Source organism: Massilia sp. W12 (genome assembly GCF_037300705.1).
Lineage (GTDB): Bacteria > Pseudomonadota > Gammaproteobacteria > Burkholderiales > Burkholderiaceae_D > JACPVY01.
The window spans coordinates 5,086,877-5,102,456 of sequence record NZ_CP147776.1 but is presented as its reverse complement, the minus strand read 5'-3'; the positions used below and the strand labels follow the sequence as shown (position 1 = coordinate 5,102,456).

Genomic DNA, 15,580 nt, shown 5'->3' with positions numbered 1-15,580 from the left:
AACAAGGCGGTTTGCCGGGGGCGTCATTGCGGGCGACCGCAGCGCAGTGATAGCGGGCACAGATAAACAGCGTTGTTTAAAAACAGGAAAATTAAAAACATGGATAATTGCATTTTCTGTAAGATCGCGGCAAAACAAATCCCTTCCACCATGGTGTACGAGGATGATGAGTTCGTCGCGTTTAAAGACATCAACCCTGCCGCGCCGGTGCATATTTTGCTGATACCGCGCCGTCATATCGCCACTTTGTCGGATTGCACCAGCGAAGATGCGGCATTACTCGGTAAAATGCTGGCTCTTGCGCCGAAGATTGCGCAGGAACAAGGTTGCGCTGTCACGTTTGACGCAAACGGGCAACCGCAGGGTGGATACAAGACGCTGATCAACAGCGGGCCGGATGGCGGACAGGAAGTCTATCATCTGCATATGCATATCATTGGCGGCCCCCACCCCTGGCGGCGCGGCTGAGTTTTTTCGGGCGCTGATCGACTATGATGAAAGAGCAGCGCAACAAGCAAGGAGAAGAACATGGGTTCCTGGAGTCTTACGCATTGGCTGATTGTGGCCGTGGTGGTGATTGTGGTGTTCGGCACTGGTAAATTGCGCAATGCCGGCAGCGATCTGGGCAAGGCGATACGCGGTTTTAAAGATGGTATGCGCGGCGGTGAAGAGGAAAAGCCGGCGGCTGCGCCCGCTGCGCCGCCGCAGCAAGTGGCGGCCGATCCGCATGTGATCGACGCCCAAGCCAAGGAAAAGCAAAAGAGTTGATGCGCGATGATTGATCTGGGCTTGACCAAACTGGCGATCATCGGCGCGGTCGCCCTGGTGGTGATCGGGCCGGAAAAACTGCCGACCGTGGCGCGCACGCTGGGTGCGCTGTATGGTCGCGCCCAGCGTTATATCAGCCAGGTCAAGGCCGAAGTCAGCCGTGAGATGGAGCTGGATGAATTGCGCAAGATGCAGCAGCAAGTGCAGCAGGCCGCGCAAGAGGCCGGCAGCAGCATTTCCGGTCAACTCCAGGAAGTGCAGCAAGAGGCGCAGCAAGAGCTTGACGCTTTGCAGCACAGCTGGAACGAAACCCCCGACCAGCCGGCTTACTGGACCATGGCGCCGAGCGAAGACCAGATCCGCAGCCGGGTGCGGCAATTCAAACGCAAAAAACTCAACCGGCAAGCGGCCTTACCGCTGTGGTATAAAAACCGCCACAGCATCAAACAACATGTGACTTCGGGCGCGGCCAGAGTCGCGCGCCACCGTCCGCGCAATCCTTTCAAGCCTCATGTCTGACACCTCATCCCCGGAAGACAGCTTCATTTCGCACCTGGTCGAACTGCGCAACCGCCTGATGTACGCCATGGGCGGCTTTCTGCTGGTCGCCTTCTTCATGTTAGCGATTTGGCCCGGCCAGCAAAAAATCTACAATCTGCTGGCGCAACCGCTGCTGTCAGCGTTGCCTGCCGGCAGCAAAATGATCGCCACCGGCGTGATTTCACCATTCATGACGCCACTCAAGCTGACCCTGATGTCGGCTTTTCTGGTCAGTCTGCCCTGGATTTTTTACCAGGTGTGGGCGTTTGTCGCCCCCGGCCTGTATGACAATGAGAAAAAAATCGTGCTGCCGCTGGTGTTTTCTTCCTCCGCGCTGTTTGCCTGCGGCGTGCTGTATTGCTATTTCATTGTGTTCCGCTTTATGTTCGCGCTGATTTATCAAATGGCGCCGCAAAGCATTGCCGTCACCCCGGATATCGAAAACTATCTTGATTTCGTGCTGAATATGTTCCTGGCCTTTGGCATCATTTTTGAAGTGCCGGTGGTCGTGGTGGTGTTGGTGCGCATGGGCGTGGTGAGTTTGGAAAAATTGAAGGATATCCGCCGCTATGTGATCGTCGGCGCCTTCATCATCGCCGCGATTGTCACGCCGCCGGATGCGGTCAGCCAATTGGCGCTGGCCGTGCCGATGTGTTTGTTATATGAACTGGGATTGCTGATTGCGCCCCTGTTCCGCAAGAAAGTCACGGAAGCAGCCGATCATGCCTGAATTACGCGCAATGGCGCTGGCGGCCCTGCAGGCTGACAGCGTGGCCGCCAAACTGGCGGCGGTAGCGGAAATAGAAAACCGGCGCCAGCAAGGCAGTTTGAACATCGATCCGCAGGCCCAATTCAGCGCGCCGCCGGATATTCCGGGCCGGCCCGCGCGGCCAAGGCTGGTGGCCCCGAATCATGTGCCCAAGCGCGCCATTCAAAGCATACAGGGACGCGCCAGCACCATTCATGCAATTGCACATATTGAATTCAACGCCATCAATCTGGCGCTGGATGCAATTTGGCGCTTTGCCGCCATGCCGGACGCCTATTATCTGGATTGGCAGCAAGTGGCGCGTGAAGAAGCCTTCCATTTTTCCCTGCTGCAAGCGCATCTGGCCAAACTGGGCCATGCGTATGGCGATTTCGACGCCCATAACGCTTTGTGGCAGATGGCGGAAACCACCGCCCACGACCCGCTGGCGCGCATGGCGCTGGCGCCGCGCACTTTGGAAGCGCGCGGGCTGGACGCCACCCCGGCGCTGCGCGCGCGCTTAGCCAATGCCGGCGATCTGGAGGCGGCGGCGATTCTGGATATTATCCTGCGCGATGAAATCGGCCATGTCGCGATCGGCAATCGCTGGTTTGCCTGGCTGTGTGCACAGCGCGGCCTCGACCCGCTGCAGTGCTGGCCGCAGCTGGCGCAAGCGCACCGCGCGCCGGTGTTGCGCCCCCCCTTCAATCTCGACGCGCGCCGCGCCGCCGGGTTCACTGAAGCGGAATTGGAGTTATTGCAACAGTGGGCGGCAAACCGCCAACCGGCTTGAGGCAAGCCGCAATACGCAAGCGGCTTTGCGTAAGAGTTGAATTGGAGTAATCTTGCAATTCTCCAAGAGAAAAAGCTGGCGCCGTCATATAAACAAGGCATAAAAAACCGGAGAATGAAAATGAATCCGCTTGCCTCAGTTCAGCAGTTGGCATATTGTGCAGTGCACACAAGAAACATCCGGCGTCATCGCCAAAGTGACAGAACGGTAATGGCGTGCAACGATTACGCCAAACGTTCATCTTGAAAAGAGAGCACGACCTTGTCATCCGAACATCAAAAAAGCAGCGTAGCTGCACTGACCGTCGCGGCGGTCGGCATCGTCTATGGCGACATCGGCACCAGTCCGCTGTACACCATGAAAACCCTGTTTGATCAAAAACACGGTTTGCCCCTGAATGAAGTGAATCTGCTCGGCTCTGTGTCCCTGATCTTTTGGGGACTGGTGCTGATTGTTTCACTCAAATATGTCAGCCTGGTGTTGCGCGCGGATAATCGCGGCGAAGGCGGCATTCTGGCCTTGATGGCGCTGGCGCTGTCTTCCGTGACCAAAGCTTCGCGCTGGTATTTCCCCTTGATGGTGATCGGCTTGACCGGGGCCACCCTGTTTTTTGGCGATGCGGTGGTGACGCCGGCCATTTCCGTGCTGGGCGCAATCGAAGGTCTGGGCGTGGCCACGCCTGCCTTACACCCCTACATCGTGCCGATTGCCGTCCTGGTGCTGGTGACGCTGTACGCCTTCCAGTGGCATGGCACAGCGGGCATCGGGCGCTGGTTCGGGCCGATTATGTTGCTGTGGTTTGCCGCGCTGGCGGCGATGGGGGTGGTGAATATCATTCGTGCGCCGCAGATTTTGAATGCATTGAATCCGCTGTACGCCTTTTATTTCATCAGCCAGAACAGTCTGCAAGCCCTGGCGATTGCCTTGGGCGGCGTGGTGCTGGCCTTCACCGGCGCTGAAGCGCTGTATGCGGATATGGGCCATTTCGGCAAAAAACCGATCCGCATCGCCTGGTTCAGTGTCGCTTTCCCGGCCCTGGCCTTGAATTATCTGGGGCAGGGCGGCTTGCTGATGGTCAATCCGGCGGCCGCCAGCAATCCTTTTTATAACCAGCTCGGCGCCTGGAGCGTGCTGCCGCTGGTCGGCTTATCCACCATGGCGGCAGTGATCGCCTCGCAAGCCACCATTTCCGGCACCTTCTCGCTGGTGAAAGAAGCGATTGCGCTGGGCTTTTTGCCGCGTATGCGCATCATCCACACCTCAGAAAAAGAGCGCGGCCAGATTTATATTCCATTTGTGAATTGGACCCAGTTGGTGGTGGTGCTGCTGGCGGTGTTCATGTTCCGCAGCTCGGACAATCTGGCCGCCGCATATGGCATTGCCGTCACCGCCACCATGCTGGTGACGACCCTGATGACCTTCTTTGTGGTGTATTACCGCTGGAAATTCAGCATCTGGATTGCGCTTGGCGCCACCGGCTTCTTTATGATCATGGATATTTTCCTGGTTGGCTCGAATATCATGAAAATCTTCAATGGCGGCTGGTTCCCGCTGGTGCTGGGCAGTGTGTTGCTGTTCATCATGCTGACCTGGAAGCGCGGCCATCAGATGGTGTATAAAAATCTGCAAAAGCACGCCATTCCGCTTGATGACTTCCTGCAATCGCTGTTCATTGATCCGCCGCCGCGCGTGCATGGCACCGCAATTTTCATGCGCCCGGAAAACGATGGCGTGCCGCATGTTTTATTGCACAACCTCTTGCACAATAAAGTGCTGCATGAGCGCGTGGTGTTTTTGACCGTGTTCATCACCGACGATCCTTTTGTCGCGCCGCATGAACAGGTGAAAGTGCAAGACCTGGGCCATCAGTGCTATCAAATGAATGTGTATTACGGCTTTAAAGACGAGCCGGATTTGCCCCGCGCATTTGAGTTGGCCAGCGCCAGCGGGCTGGAATTCCAGATGATGGAAACCTCGATTTTCATCGCCCGTCAAACCCTGTTGCCGCGCGCCGGCGGCGGCATGGCCTTGTGGCGCGAACACTTCTTTGCCGCTATGTTCCGCAATGCGCGCAGCGCTGCCGACTACTATCAAATTCCGCCCAACCGCGTGATCGAACTCGGCACCCAGGTCGAAATCTGAAGCGGCGCCGGAATCGCGCTTGCCAAGCGTACAGTGCTTTGTTACTGTGACAGCAAGGCAAGCGCAGCAGCGCGGCGACAGAAAGAGGCGTGGGGAAGGGGGCGGTAAATGGAAACCATGTTGGGTTTGATGATAGGCGTGGGCTTGAGCGCAGCCTGCGGCTTTCGGGTCTTCGTTCCGCTGCTTGGGGCCAGCATCGCCGCGCATACCGGGTTTTTACAGTTATCCCCTGATTTAGCCTGGCTCGCCAGTTGGCCGGCCATGATGGCTTTCTTATGCGCCACCCTGCTCGAAGTCGGCGCTTACTATGTGCCCTGGCTGGATAATCTGATGGATTCCATCGCCTCGCCGCTGGCGGTGGCCGCCGGCGCGATTCTGACTGCTTCCATGATTGATGAGATGTCGCCGCTGTTGCGCTGGTCGCTGGCCTTGATTGCCGGCGGCGGCAGCGCCGGTCTGGTGCAATTGGCCACGGTCGGCTTGCGCGCCGGCTCCAGCAGCGCCACCGGTGGTTTCGGCAATTTCTTTCTTTCCACCATTGAGCTGTTCGGGGCCGCCGGCCTGACCGTGATCACGCTGCTGCTGCCTGTGCTGGGCATGCTGCTGGCGCTGCTCTTGCTGGCCTTGGGCTGGTTTACGGTGAAAGGCGCGCTGGGCTGGGCCAAGCGGCGCGCCAGCCCGGTGTGAGACAGGGCGCGTGCGCGCCCCGGCATGCATCAGAGCGGACAATCGTAAGGATTGGTCAGCCAGCAACGCGCGCGCTTATACTCCGCGCAGCTGATTTGATCGCCATCCTCGCAGGCTTGCTGATATGCCAGACAGGTGCATGGATCTGAAATGCAGGCAGTGGCGGAAAAGGCAATGCCCAGGCCTGCGAAGAAAACAAAGACTGCTTTTTTCATGAGGATCTTCCCTTGTGTGTGTGCAAAGTCGAAGCTGGCCAGCTTGCTTGAGGATTTCTGCGCCGCAGAGCACTTACGATAACACGAAAATGGGACAGATCAGAAAACTGCGCGCCAGACACGGCGGCGGCAGCTTAAGCGGCGCGGCTTAAGGATTGCTGTACATGGCGCGTAACATCAATCCCGCCTTTGATATTGTTTTTCACCGTGCGCCAGGTCCAGATCGGGCCCCAGGGCAGACTCCACCAGCCGGCCAGCAGCGAAATGCCGATAAAGCGCAAGCTGCGCGGCGCCGCCTTGTGCTGCGCCGGAATGAAATAAATCGGCGAATTGCGTTTAAAAGACATCACCAGCACAGAGATGCAGTACTGAAAAATGACAAAGCGCGCACCCTGCGCCAATTCAGCCTGCAATTCCTCATTGCTTAAATGTTCAATGCCTTTGATATTCACTTGATTCTCCATCCGGTGTGGCCCGTTGGCATGGGGATGCCGGGCGCTGCTTATTCTGGTGTTTCTCACGGGAAATGCCAGTATTGCATACTTTTTTCAGTGGCGCACGATTCTTGTCATATCGTGGCTGATTTTTGCCGCATGGCGCCAGCCAGGCGCTGCAGGATACAAATTGTAAGCAGCTTGCAGAAAAATGAAATGCTTAAAGCGCAATTTATCAAAGAAATTGACAGATTTTTTATTTGGTTTGCGCGTAATTGTTGCAAAATCCCGACGCACTCTTGCATGCGGGCAAAGTCGGGATTTACATTGGCTTACACGCCTGCCGGTAAACTCAGCCCGCTGCGCTCATCTTCCCACAGCAAACTGCAGATACGCCATTGATCGCCATGGCGCAATAAATGGAACTGTTTGTAGCCGCGCCCGCCATATGGCGCGCCATCGAATTCGCCGGCTTTCTGATACAGGCTGCGGCGGTTGGCCAGGCTGCCGAAGAGATCGGTGTGCGCGGCGTATTCCCATTCGTGGAAATGGCGCAAGCGGCCTTCCTGCAATAACAGCGCGCGCGGCGCAATGAATTCCTGCACAGACATGCTGTGCGGCAGGTCGGCCCCGGCGCAATGGATGCGCGCGTCGGGCGTGAACAAATCAGCCAGATAAGACAAATCGAGTTGTTTGCGATTATCAAAGGCGGCGTAAAAGCGCGTAATCAGTTGATCAATCGCCGCCTTTTCCACCTTTTCGCTGGCCAGGCGCATCGGCGTAATGTGCACGCCGTGCAGCGCGTTTTCCGGGGCGCAGGCGACAAAGCCCAGGCTGTGATAAAAGGGCAGGCCGGCGCGGCTGGCGTTGACTGTGAAGCGGCCCGGATTGCCCGCCGCCAGCGCTTTTTCCTGCAAGCAGCGCCACATGCGCCGGCCCCAGCCGCGCCGTTCCTGGCCGCGCGCCACAAACAAATGATACAAATGACTGCCATCGCGCATTGCGCCGATGACTTGCAGACGGCCATCTTCAAAACCCAGCTGGAAATCAAAATTTTCCGCGCAGATATAGCCGGCTTCAGCGTCTTTGGAAATCGAATTCAGAAAATGCACAGCTTGTTGCGGAATGGCGACCATTTCCGGCAGCCAGGCGGCGATTAATTCGTGCACAGCTTGCGCATCGTGCACTGTGGCAGGACGGATTTCTATCATGGTGGTGAGTGAAGGATGAGAAGGCGCGCAACGCGCAGACCATCAGTGTACCGAAAAATAGCCCGGCAGTTCATCTTCTTGCGGCGCGCGGTCTTCCATCCAGTGGCGTGGATCAACCCGGAAATAGTCCGCCAGCAAGGCATACAACGAAGCATGCAAACGCGCTAATTGATGTGGCCGGCCAAAAAATGCTTCGCAGGCGACGGCGAAAAACTCCGCCGGATTTTGCGCCCCATACGGATCCAGCGCAGTCGGCAAGCCATGATCGACTGCCTGGCGCAAGCGGTTGAATTCTTCTTGCATCAAGGCGGCCCAGGTTTGGTAGGCGCGCCGCCCCGGCAATTGCGGCGCGCCGTTGGTTGGCCCGTTTTCACTGTCGAGCTGGTGGGCGAATTCATGCCACACCACATTGTGTCCGCTGTCCGGCTCCGCCAACGCTTCCTGCACATGGCGCCAGGACAGCACCACTTGCCCATGATCCCAGGATTCGCCGGCCAGGGTCTGCCGGCTTTCCTGCACCACGCCGCCCGGCAATTGTTCCTTGCGCGGCGCAATGAAGGCGTCCGGGTACAGCATGATGTGGCTCAAACGCGGATACAAAGCAGTCTCGCGCCGCATCACCAGCATGCAAGCCAGACCGGCGATGCTGACCCGCATTGCTTCCGTCACTTGCAGGCCATCGCAGCCGACAAAACGCTTTTCCTGCAAAAACAGCCAGGTCAAATGCTGCAACTCGCGTTGGGTCGGGGTGGCCATATTGCGCCAGCCGGGAATCGCCTGCGCCAGCAAGCGGCGCTGCTGCTTGCTCAAACGGCCATGGCGGCGGCGCGGCGCGCGGAACAGATACCAGCCGAACAGCGGCGGAATCGCACACAGCAATAAGACAATCCAGATATTCATAAGGCGCTCCGGCGGCGCTGGCGGCTCAGCATACGAAATCCAACAGTGAAAGGAAGAACACCGCAAATGGCATGCGTTTGACGGAATTCAAGAGGCAGGTTTCACGCCGCCACGGCCCGGCTTCGCGCCGCATTTCAGCGCTTTTGTCGCATCTTTTTCCGCGCGCCCAGCGCCTCCCTATACTGGCCTCACTTTCACACCAGCAAGGAGATGAACATGAAAAAAATTCTGAGCGCAGTCCTCGCCGCCGTCGCCCTCAACGCGCAAGCAGCGGATGTGCAAATTGAAGTCAGCGGCGTGCAAAACGCACAAGGCAAGCTGATGGTGGCTTTGTATAACAGCGCGGACAGCTATCTGAAAAAGCCGGCCTATGTTTTGCAACAACCGGCGCAGACCGGCCTGACGCAGATGACAATCAGCGGCGTGGCGGAGGGCGAATATGCGATGGCGATTTTCCACGACGCCAACGACAACCAGCGCATGGATCGCAACCCGTCGGGCATGCCGCTGGAAGATTTCGCCTTTTCCAATAATGCGCAAGGCGATATGGGGCCACCCACGTTTGCTTCCGCCAGTTTTAAAGTGCCGGCTGGCGGCGTCAGCCTGAAATTGAAATTCAACTGAGACGGAGCCGCCCATGCAACGCCGTGATTTTCTGGGCGCACTCGGCGCACTGAGCGCTGGCGGCGCCAGCCAGCTGGCCCTGGCCGATAACGCCACCCTGCGCGCCTTTCAAGCTGCGCTGGCGCAACATCCCGCATACGGGGTGTATGTGAATCAGGAAATGGAGCTGGAGGGCGAGGCCCGGGTGCGCGGGCGCTGGCCGCAGGCGCTGCGCGGCAGTTTTTACCGCAATGGGCCGGGGCGCATGGAATTGGGCGGCGAACGTTATCATCATTTGTTTGATGGCGACGGCTTCGCCCAGCGCTGGGAGATCAGCGCAACCGGCGTGCGGCATCGCGGGCGGTTTGTGCAAACCGCCAAGTTTTTGGAAGAAAGCCGCGCCGGGCAATTTTTATATTCCGGCTTTGGCACTTATATCGGCCGGCGCGGCGTGCGCGGCAATGATCAGATCAATGCCGCCAACACCAATTTATTGCCTTTCGCCGGCAAACTGTATGCGCTGTGGGAAGGCGGTTCGGCCACCGAGCTTGACCCGCAAACCTTAGAGACGCGCAAACTGGTCGCCTGGCGCGAGGATTTACGCAGCATGCCGTTTTGCGCCCATCCGAAACGGGCGCGCGATGGCTCGTTGTGGAATATCGGTGCGCTGCCCGGCAGCGATAAACTGGCCTTGTATCACATCGGCGCCAATGGCGTGCTGCGCAATTTCGCCATGCTCGACCTGCCGGACGTGAACATGCAGCATGATTTCGCAATCAGCGATAAATATTTAATCCTGCTGATTCCGCCGTTCAAAATCCAGATGCAAGCCGGCAAAAGCTTTCTCGATTCCCATCAATGGCAGGGCGATCGGCGCGGCATGCGCGCAGTCTTGATCCGCCTGTCTGATTTGCAGATTGAGCAAACCTTTGAATTGCCGCCGCATATGGTGTTCCACTTCGGCAACGCCTGGGACCAGGGCCAGGATTGCCTGCTGGATGTGGTTTTGCACGATGGCCCGCAAGTGCTGCAAGACCTGGCGCAGGAAATGTCCGGCCAGCCCTCACGCCCGATGGGCGCGCGCAGCGGCGCAGCGCAGATCCGCTTTGATCTGGCAAACCGCAAGGCGCATATCGAAATGCTTTTGAGCGCCTGTGAATTTCCGGCCGTGGCCCCGGGCGTCGTCGGCCAGCGGCACCGCTATCTGACCCTGCTGTCAGCGCGTCATGGCGCGCAACGCCTGCACCGCGTGAATGTGCTGGATCGCCAGCGCGGTTTGACGCAGCATTTTGATTTTGGCGCTGAGTGGCAGGTGGAGGAGCACATCATTGTGCCCAAGCGCGCCGGCGCGCCCGAAGGCGAAGCCTGGTTGCTGGGCGTGATGCAAAACTTGCAGCGTGCGCAAACCGTGCTCAATTTGTTTGATATGCAGCATGTGGCGGATGGCCCGCAAGCGCAAGCGTACTTGCCCTACCATGCGCCGCTGTGCTTCCATGGCAATTTTCTGAGCGCATAAAGCAAAGCGGGCAGAGCGCCATGGTCTGCCCGCTTTGCGTTTGATGCGGCGCGCCGCGCTTTATTCCTGTGCGGGCGGGTTTGGCGCGATTTGGCTGGCCAGCACTTTATCAATCCGCTTGCCATCCATGTCCACCACTTCAAAGCGCCAGCCGTCCCATTCGGCATAGTCGGCGGTATTCGGCACCTTGCCCAGCAACAGCATCATCATCCCGCTCAGAGTGTGATAGCGGCCCTTTTCCTCTTCCGGCGCGTGCTTGAAGGCGAGCCGGTCTTTCATCTCAGGAATCGGGATCGCGCCATCCAGCAGCCAGGAACCGTCTTCGCGCTGCACCGCCCAGGAATCTTCCGCATTGCGCGGGGTGAATTCACCGGTCACCGCTTCCAGCAAGTCTTGCAGCGTGACAATCCCGCCCACTTCGCCGTATTCATCAATCACAAACGCCATTTGCATATTATTGCTGCGGAATTGCTCCAGCAGCTCCATCCCGGTCAGGGTTTCCGGCACATACAGACAGGTGTGCAAATTGGTTGTGAAATCCGGCGTTACGCCCTTCGCCACATACGACAGCGCTTGCTTGGCGTGGAGCACGCCCAGGATATTTTCCAGGCCGCCATCACACACCGGAAAGCGCGAGTGCTCAGACTCTATCAAGCGCTGCAAATTGTCCGTCGCATCCAGGCGGATATCGATAAACACCACATCCGCGCGCGGAATCATCAAGGAACCGAGCTGGCGGTCATCCAGCCGGAACACATTGCGCACCATTTCATGCTGATGTTGTTCGATCACGCCGGCTTCCGAACCTTCTTCCAGAATCGCGTGGATTTCTTCTTCGGTGACGCTGTTTGGCCCATCCTGCTTCACGCCCATCAAGCGCAACAGCGTATGGGTGGAAACCGAGAGCAGCATCACAAACGGGCGTGTCAACAGCGCCAGCGCCTGCATCGGGCGCGCCACCAGGCGCGCAATCGGTTCCGGCGTGATTTGCCCCAGGCGTTTGGGCACCAGCTCGCCGACCACGATGGAAATATAAGTCACCACCACCACCACAATCGCGGTGGCGCCGATATCCGCCGGGCGTTTGGGCAGGCCGAGTTCTTGCATCCAGAGCGAGAACGGGCCGGCCAACACCGCCTCGCCGACGATCCCGTTTAACAGGCCGATGGAGGTAATGCCGATTTGAATCGCGGATAAGAATTTGGTCGGGTCTTCCCCGAGTTTGAGCGCCACCGCCGCTGCGCTATCGCCTTCAGCGGCGAGTTTCATCAAGCGTCCTTTACGCGCAGTGACCAGCGCGATTTCAGACATGGCGAACATGCCATTGAGCACGATCAGGCCGAACAGAAGCATAATTTCCATCTCAGGCCTCGCAATACGGGAAAGGGTTTACAGCTAAACCGGCAGCGCCGGACAGGGGGCGCAGACCTTGCGCCAAGGCAGGGTTGGCTGCAGATGTGTACAGCCAACTTCGGTCACAGGAACTATCCATTCTGGATGTTGCGGGTAATCAACCCGTGTTGTTTTGGGAGCATCATAGTATGTGCTGGCCTGTGCGCTGTCAATCCAGCCTGCGGTGTCAGCGCCGTCTGACTGCCTTGCGTCAGGGCGCCGATTTATCGCGCATTAGCGCTGGCAGGCGCTTGCCATGCAAACAGCTGGGTGTCTGAACCATCCTGATTGCGCCTGAGCGGCCCGCGCTGCATGCCGGCTTTCAGCAATACTTTTTGCGAAGCCGGATTGTCCGGCGCCACGGTGGCGATGACATGCTGCAGACCGAACAGCGCAGCAGCGCTGGCCAGCATGGCGGCAGCCGCTTCGCTGGCCAGGCCTTGCCCCCAAAACTGGCGCTGCAGCGCGTATTTCATTTCCGCCTCCGGCTGGCCGCCGGGATGCACCAGACCGCAAAAACCGATCACCGCACCTGAGGCGCGGCACAGCAGGGCAAACATGCCATAGCCGCGCGTGGCGTAATTGCGTTCTGTTACTTCAACCCATTGCTCACATTGCGCCAAGCTCAGCGTCTGGCCATCGCCGACCCAACGCATGGCGGCGGCATCGCCATACACCAGGTGCATGGCGGGCGCATCCGCCGGCGTCAGCGGGCGGGCGTACAGGCGCGGGGTGGTGAAGATGATGGAGGGTGGCGGGGATGCTGGTTTCATGAGGTGCGTAAACAGTGGCCATATAGCCCATGCACAGGAAGTTGCGCAAACATTCGATATACCGGGGCAGTGTTTTGGCGCTCGCTGATTGCATTGTCAATGGTCAGCGCCAGGTAATATGCGCACTCGCGGGGTCAAATCTTGCATCTCCTGCAAAAAACGCAGCAGATTGCCCTGATCGATGGCCGCAAGAGATGCGGTATGGATGAACCGCAAATCCACCTCGCCCGGCCAGCCCGGACCACCGCCGCAAATCGCATCCCGAAATGCGCTCTTATTGCGGCCAAAGAATTGTGCCCCCTCAGGGCGAACCGTTAGCAGATACAATTGCCAAAATCCGGCTTCACTACTGACGTCCCTGCAGTCAATGATAATGGTGCTCATCAGTTTCCCTTGAAATCCTTGAGTACGGCAGGAGTCTGCGCCTTGATCAATTTTGCATTGAAGCACATATGCCAAACGGGATCAAGTGCATGGCAAGCGTGGGCGGGCAAATCGACTTCTTGTAATAGGATGGGCACGTCGGCTGTCGGGGCTTCATTAGTCAGGCTGCATGCCTGGCTAATGGAATCATTTTCGCGCTTCTTTCAAATCAATCTTATGCAATTGCATTGCTGCGGATCAGGACAGGTTTGCAAGTGTAGCTGGGGTCAGCGCTTGATTGCTTGGGTCTGGATAGATCAAAATCTGCTTGCTCATGGAAAATCGGCAGAAGTGCGTCTTCGACGAAATATTCGGAGGCGCCCCAATCCAGGAAATCATCCCCTTTTAATAGTAACAATTGGCTTTTCATATTTGCCGCAATAAGGCTGGAGCCATACTTCTCTCGCAACTCGGGCATGGCATCAATCCGCATTTTGTACACAGCAAAGGTGAAGATCATCTGATATTTGATTTTGGCCAAGCCGACAAATCGTGTCTTATGCAATCCGCCAATCGTCTTCGCCCAGCCAAAACTCTCTTCGATGATCTTGCGCTTTTTGATGCTCAGGAATGCTCTCTTCAACGCGTCATCATTAATCTATGCCAGCGGCGCAGGGTTGCTCCAGATTAAGATGGGATAGTGAGCGCCTCAAGAAGGCATGCGAGCATATATTGCATAATCAAAAAATTCCCATCAAGAAATTCTTTGGCTGCTCTCTTTCCCCACTGGGGTGCGAATCATACGTCTTCAAGCACTATGCTCCGCCTCATCCTCCCCCTCCTGGATCGAGACGGGGGCCTCATCCTCTTCTGTCGCAGCAGGTGGGGGCAGCGGTTCCAGCGGGGTGCGGAATTGGGCGTTTTGGTTGAAGCGGATGCAGCCTTTGCCGGCCTGTTTGGCCTGGTACATCGCGTGGTCGGCTTCGTCCAGCAAAGCGTCGGCGGAATACGAGGCGCCGATGCGGCCTTGCACGCTGGAAATGCCGATGCTGGCCGAGATTTTGACTGCGTGGCCGGCGACTTCGGTCACGCTTTCGATTTGGCGCAAGGCTTCCTGCGCCACGCGGATCGCGCCTTCGCGCGTGCTGGCGTCTTCCAGCAAAATCACAAATTCATCGCCGCCCAGGCGCGCCAAGGTGTCTTCGGCGCGCAATTTACTTGGCACTTTTTGCGCCACTTCCTTCAGTACCAGGTCGCCGGCATGATGTCCCCAAGTGTCGTTCACAGCCTTGAAGCCGTCCAGATCGATAAACATCACCACCACGATGCTGCCGCGCCGCTCGGAACGCAACAGGGCGCGCGCCAGCAAGGTCATCAGGTGGGCGCAATTCACCAGGCCGGTCAGGGCGTCATGGGTGGCCAATTCGGCCAAGCGCGCCGATTGCGCTTCCAGTTCGGCGGTACGCTCGGCCACGCGCTGCTCCAGCAATTCATTGGCCGACACCAGGCGGCGGTTCATTTGCGCCACCATCTGATAACTCTTAATCAGGCGGCTGGCCAGCAACATCAAGACCATCAGCAGAAAACCGGAATAGAGAAACAGATACAGGCGGTCTTTCTGGCGCTGCTGCGCCATCAAGTCAAATTCAATCACAAAGGCGTCGCTCAGATTATTCAAAATCGCGGAAGTCGGCGCGCCGGTGATGCCGTTTAACAGGCCGGCCTCAATTACGCGCTGACGCAAAATCGCCTGCACATGGGCGCTGAGCTGGGCCAGGTGTTCGCCCACACTCTCAGGATACATGGCGCGCTGCTGTTCGAGTTGCAGCAATTGGGTGCTGATGCGCTCGCCCAGCGCCGCTTCAGGATGCAGGTTGAAACGCAGAATATCGGCTTGCACGCCATTGATGCGGGTATCCAGCGCATACAGCAATTGCGCCTTGAGCGCCGGCAGGGTGGCCGCCTGATTGTCGATTTCGATCTTGAACTCATCGATTGCGCTGGGAAAGTAAATCAGTGAGTTGCGCAAAATCGCATGCTGCGACTTGAAGCGCTCAACCAGTTTTTCCTTTTTTTCCAGCGCCGCTTTCAAATTCGCCAATTCCTGACGCGGCGCGCTGGTTTTGCTGAAGCGGCACGCTTCTTCCAGTACTTTGATGGTCTCGCGCATATGGCGCAATGGGGTGGTGACGGGATCGTAATCGTGATTCAAGCCGGTGTGCGATTTCAGGATGTTGACATCCCATTGCGCATCCAGCTCGCGCATTTCGCGCAGCGCCAGCAAGACATGCTCTTGATTCAACTGGCCGAACGTCTGGGCGCGCATATACAACAGCGCCAGTATCCCGCCCAGTAAGAGCAGCAAAGCGCCCAGCATCAGGCGACGCCAGACATTCACCGCCGCCCCCTGTGCGCAGCATGCCGGCACGCGCGCGGCGCACCGGCTGAAACTGAAGTGGCGGTCAGACTTTGCATCATGGGCTGGATTCGGGATA

Annotated in this window: 17 protein-coding genes; 9 read left to right on the top strand and 8 right to left on the bottom strand. The window is 57.8% G+C overall.

Features of this window, described 5'->3' with window-relative positions:
• The first annotated feature begins 99 nt into the window (after window positions 1-99).
• The 7 genes from V8J88_RS20715 to V8J88_RS20685 all read left to right on the top strand — a co-directional run bounded on the left by V8J88_RS20715 (window position 100) and on the right by V8J88_RS20685 (window position 5,678).
• Window positions 100-468 carry a histidine triad nucleotide-binding protein gene (locus tag V8J88_RS20715; RefSeq protein WP_338846168.1) on the top strand — a complete coding sequence of 123 codons (369 nt, stop codon included), beginning with the start codon at window positions 100-102 and terminating at the stop codon, window positions 466-468.
• Window positions 469-528: 60 nt separating this feature from the next.
• Window positions 529-768 (top strand): Sec-independent protein translocase subunit TatA, encoded by a 240-nt coding sequence (gene tatA, locus V8J88_RS20710; RefSeq protein WP_338846167.1) that lies wholly within the window; start codon window positions 529-531, stop codon window positions 766-768.
• A 6-nt stretch (window positions 769-774) separates the two neighbouring features.
• Entirely contained in the window at window positions 775-1,287 is a 513-nt protein-coding gene (gene tatB, locus V8J88_RS20705) for a Sec-independent protein translocase protein TatB (RefSeq protein ID WP_338846166.1), read from the top strand.
• Complete coding sequence (gene tatC / locus V8J88_RS20700) at window positions 1,280-2,038, top strand: twin-arginine translocase subunit TatC (RefSeq protein WP_338846165.1); 759 nt, start codon at window positions 1,280-1,282, stop codon at window positions 2,036-2,038. The genes tatB and tatC overlap by 8 nt, the downstream gene beginning before the upstream one ends.
• Window positions 2,031-2,849 carry a ferritin-like domain-containing protein gene (locus V8J88_RS20695; protein WP_338846164.1) on the top strand — a complete coding sequence of 273 codons (819 nt, stop codon included), beginning with the start codon at window positions 2,031-2,033 and terminating at the stop codon, window positions 2,847-2,849. The genes tatC and V8J88_RS20695 overlap by 8 nt, the downstream gene beginning before the upstream one ends.
• Before the next feature lie 261 nt (window positions 2,850-3,110).
• The gene (locus V8J88_RS20690) at window positions 3,111-4,991 is read left to right on the top strand and encodes a potassium transporter Kup (RefSeq protein WP_338846163.1); all 1,881 of its coding nucleotides are present in this window, start codon (window positions 3,111-3,113) and stop codon (window positions 4,989-4,991) included.
• 108 nt (window positions 4,992-5,099) lie between these two features.
• Window positions 5,100-5,678 carry a DUF4126 domain-containing protein gene (locus V8J88_RS20685; protein ID WP_338846162.1) on the top strand — a complete coding sequence of 193 codons (579 nt, stop codon included), beginning with the start codon at window positions 5,100-5,102 and terminating at the stop codon, window positions 5,676-5,678.
• A gap of 349 nt (window positions 5,679-6,027) precedes the next feature.
• Here V8J88_RS20685 and V8J88_RS20680 read toward each other — a convergent pair whose 3' ends face one another.
• The 3 genes from V8J88_RS20680 to V8J88_RS20670 all read right to left on the bottom strand — a co-directional run bounded on the left by V8J88_RS20680 (window position 6,028) and on the right by V8J88_RS20670 (window position 8,438).
• The gene (locus V8J88_RS20680) at window positions 6,028-6,345 is read right to left on the bottom strand and encodes a hypothetical protein (protein WP_338846161.1); all 318 of its coding nucleotides are present in this window, start codon (window positions 6,343-6,345) and stop codon (window positions 6,028-6,030) included.
• A gap of 314 nt (window positions 6,346-6,659) precedes the next feature.
• Window positions 6,660-7,538, bottom strand: coding sequence for a GNAT family N-acetyltransferase (locus V8J88_RS20675; RefSeq protein WP_338846160.1), 879 nt, complete (start codon window positions 7,536-7,538; stop codon window positions 6,660-6,662).
• Window positions 7,539-7,580: 42 nt separating this feature from the next.
• On the bottom strand, window positions 7,581-8,438 hold the full coding sequence (locus V8J88_RS20670) for a M90 family metallopeptidase (protein ID WP_338846159.1): 858 nt from the start codon (window positions 8,436-8,438) through the stop codon (window positions 7,581-7,583).
• Window positions 8,439-8,654: 216 nt separating this feature from the next.
• On the opposite strand from V8J88_RS20670, the gene V8J88_RS20665 reads away from it, so the two are divergent.
• A complete protein-coding gene (locus V8J88_RS20665; RefSeq protein WP_338846158.1) occupies window positions 8,655-9,062 on the top strand; it encodes a DUF2141 domain-containing protein in 408 nt (135 codons plus the stop codon).
• Window positions 9,063-9,075: 13 nt separating this feature from the next.
• Complete coding sequence (locus V8J88_RS20660) at window positions 9,076-10,557, top strand: carotenoid oxygenase family protein (protein ID WP_338846157.1); 1,482 nt, start codon at window positions 9,076-9,078, stop codon at window positions 10,555-10,557.
• Window positions 10,558-10,617: 60 nt separating this feature from the next.
• Here the strand turns inward: V8J88_RS20660 and V8J88_RS20655 are convergent, their stop codons facing one another.
• From V8J88_RS20655 to V8J88_RS20635, 5 genes are all read right to left on the bottom strand, one after another.
• Complete coding sequence (locus V8J88_RS20655; RefSeq protein WP_338846155.1) at window positions 10,618-11,919, bottom strand: hemolysin family protein; 1,302 nt, start codon at window positions 11,917-11,919, stop codon at window positions 10,618-10,620.
• A gap of 254 nt (window positions 11,920-12,173) precedes the next feature.
• Window positions 12,174-12,722 carry a GNAT family N-acetyltransferase gene (locus tag V8J88_RS20650; protein WP_338846154.1) on the bottom strand — a complete coding sequence of 183 codons (549 nt, stop codon included), beginning with the start codon at window positions 12,720-12,722 and terminating at the stop codon, window positions 12,174-12,176.
• Between the two features lie 96 nt (window positions 12,723-12,818).
• Complete coding sequence (locus tag V8J88_RS20645) at window positions 12,819-13,106, bottom strand: hypothetical protein (protein ID WP_338846153.1); 288 nt, start codon at window positions 13,104-13,106, stop codon at window positions 12,819-12,821.
• 214 nt (window positions 13,107-13,320) lie between these two features.
• Window positions 13,321-13,728 (bottom strand): hypothetical protein, encoded by a 408-nt coding sequence (locus tag V8J88_RS20640; RefSeq protein WP_338849994.1) that lies wholly within the window; start codon window positions 13,726-13,728, stop codon window positions 13,321-13,323.
• A gap of 165 nt (window positions 13,729-13,893) precedes the next feature.
• Window positions 13,894-15,483: a DAHL domain-containing protein gene (locus V8J88_RS20635; RefSeq protein WP_338846152.1), complete on the bottom strand. Its 1,590-nt coding sequence runs from the start codon at window positions 15,481-15,483 to the stop codon at window positions 13,894-13,896.
• Between the last annotated feature and the right edge of the window lie 97 nt (window positions 15,484-15,580).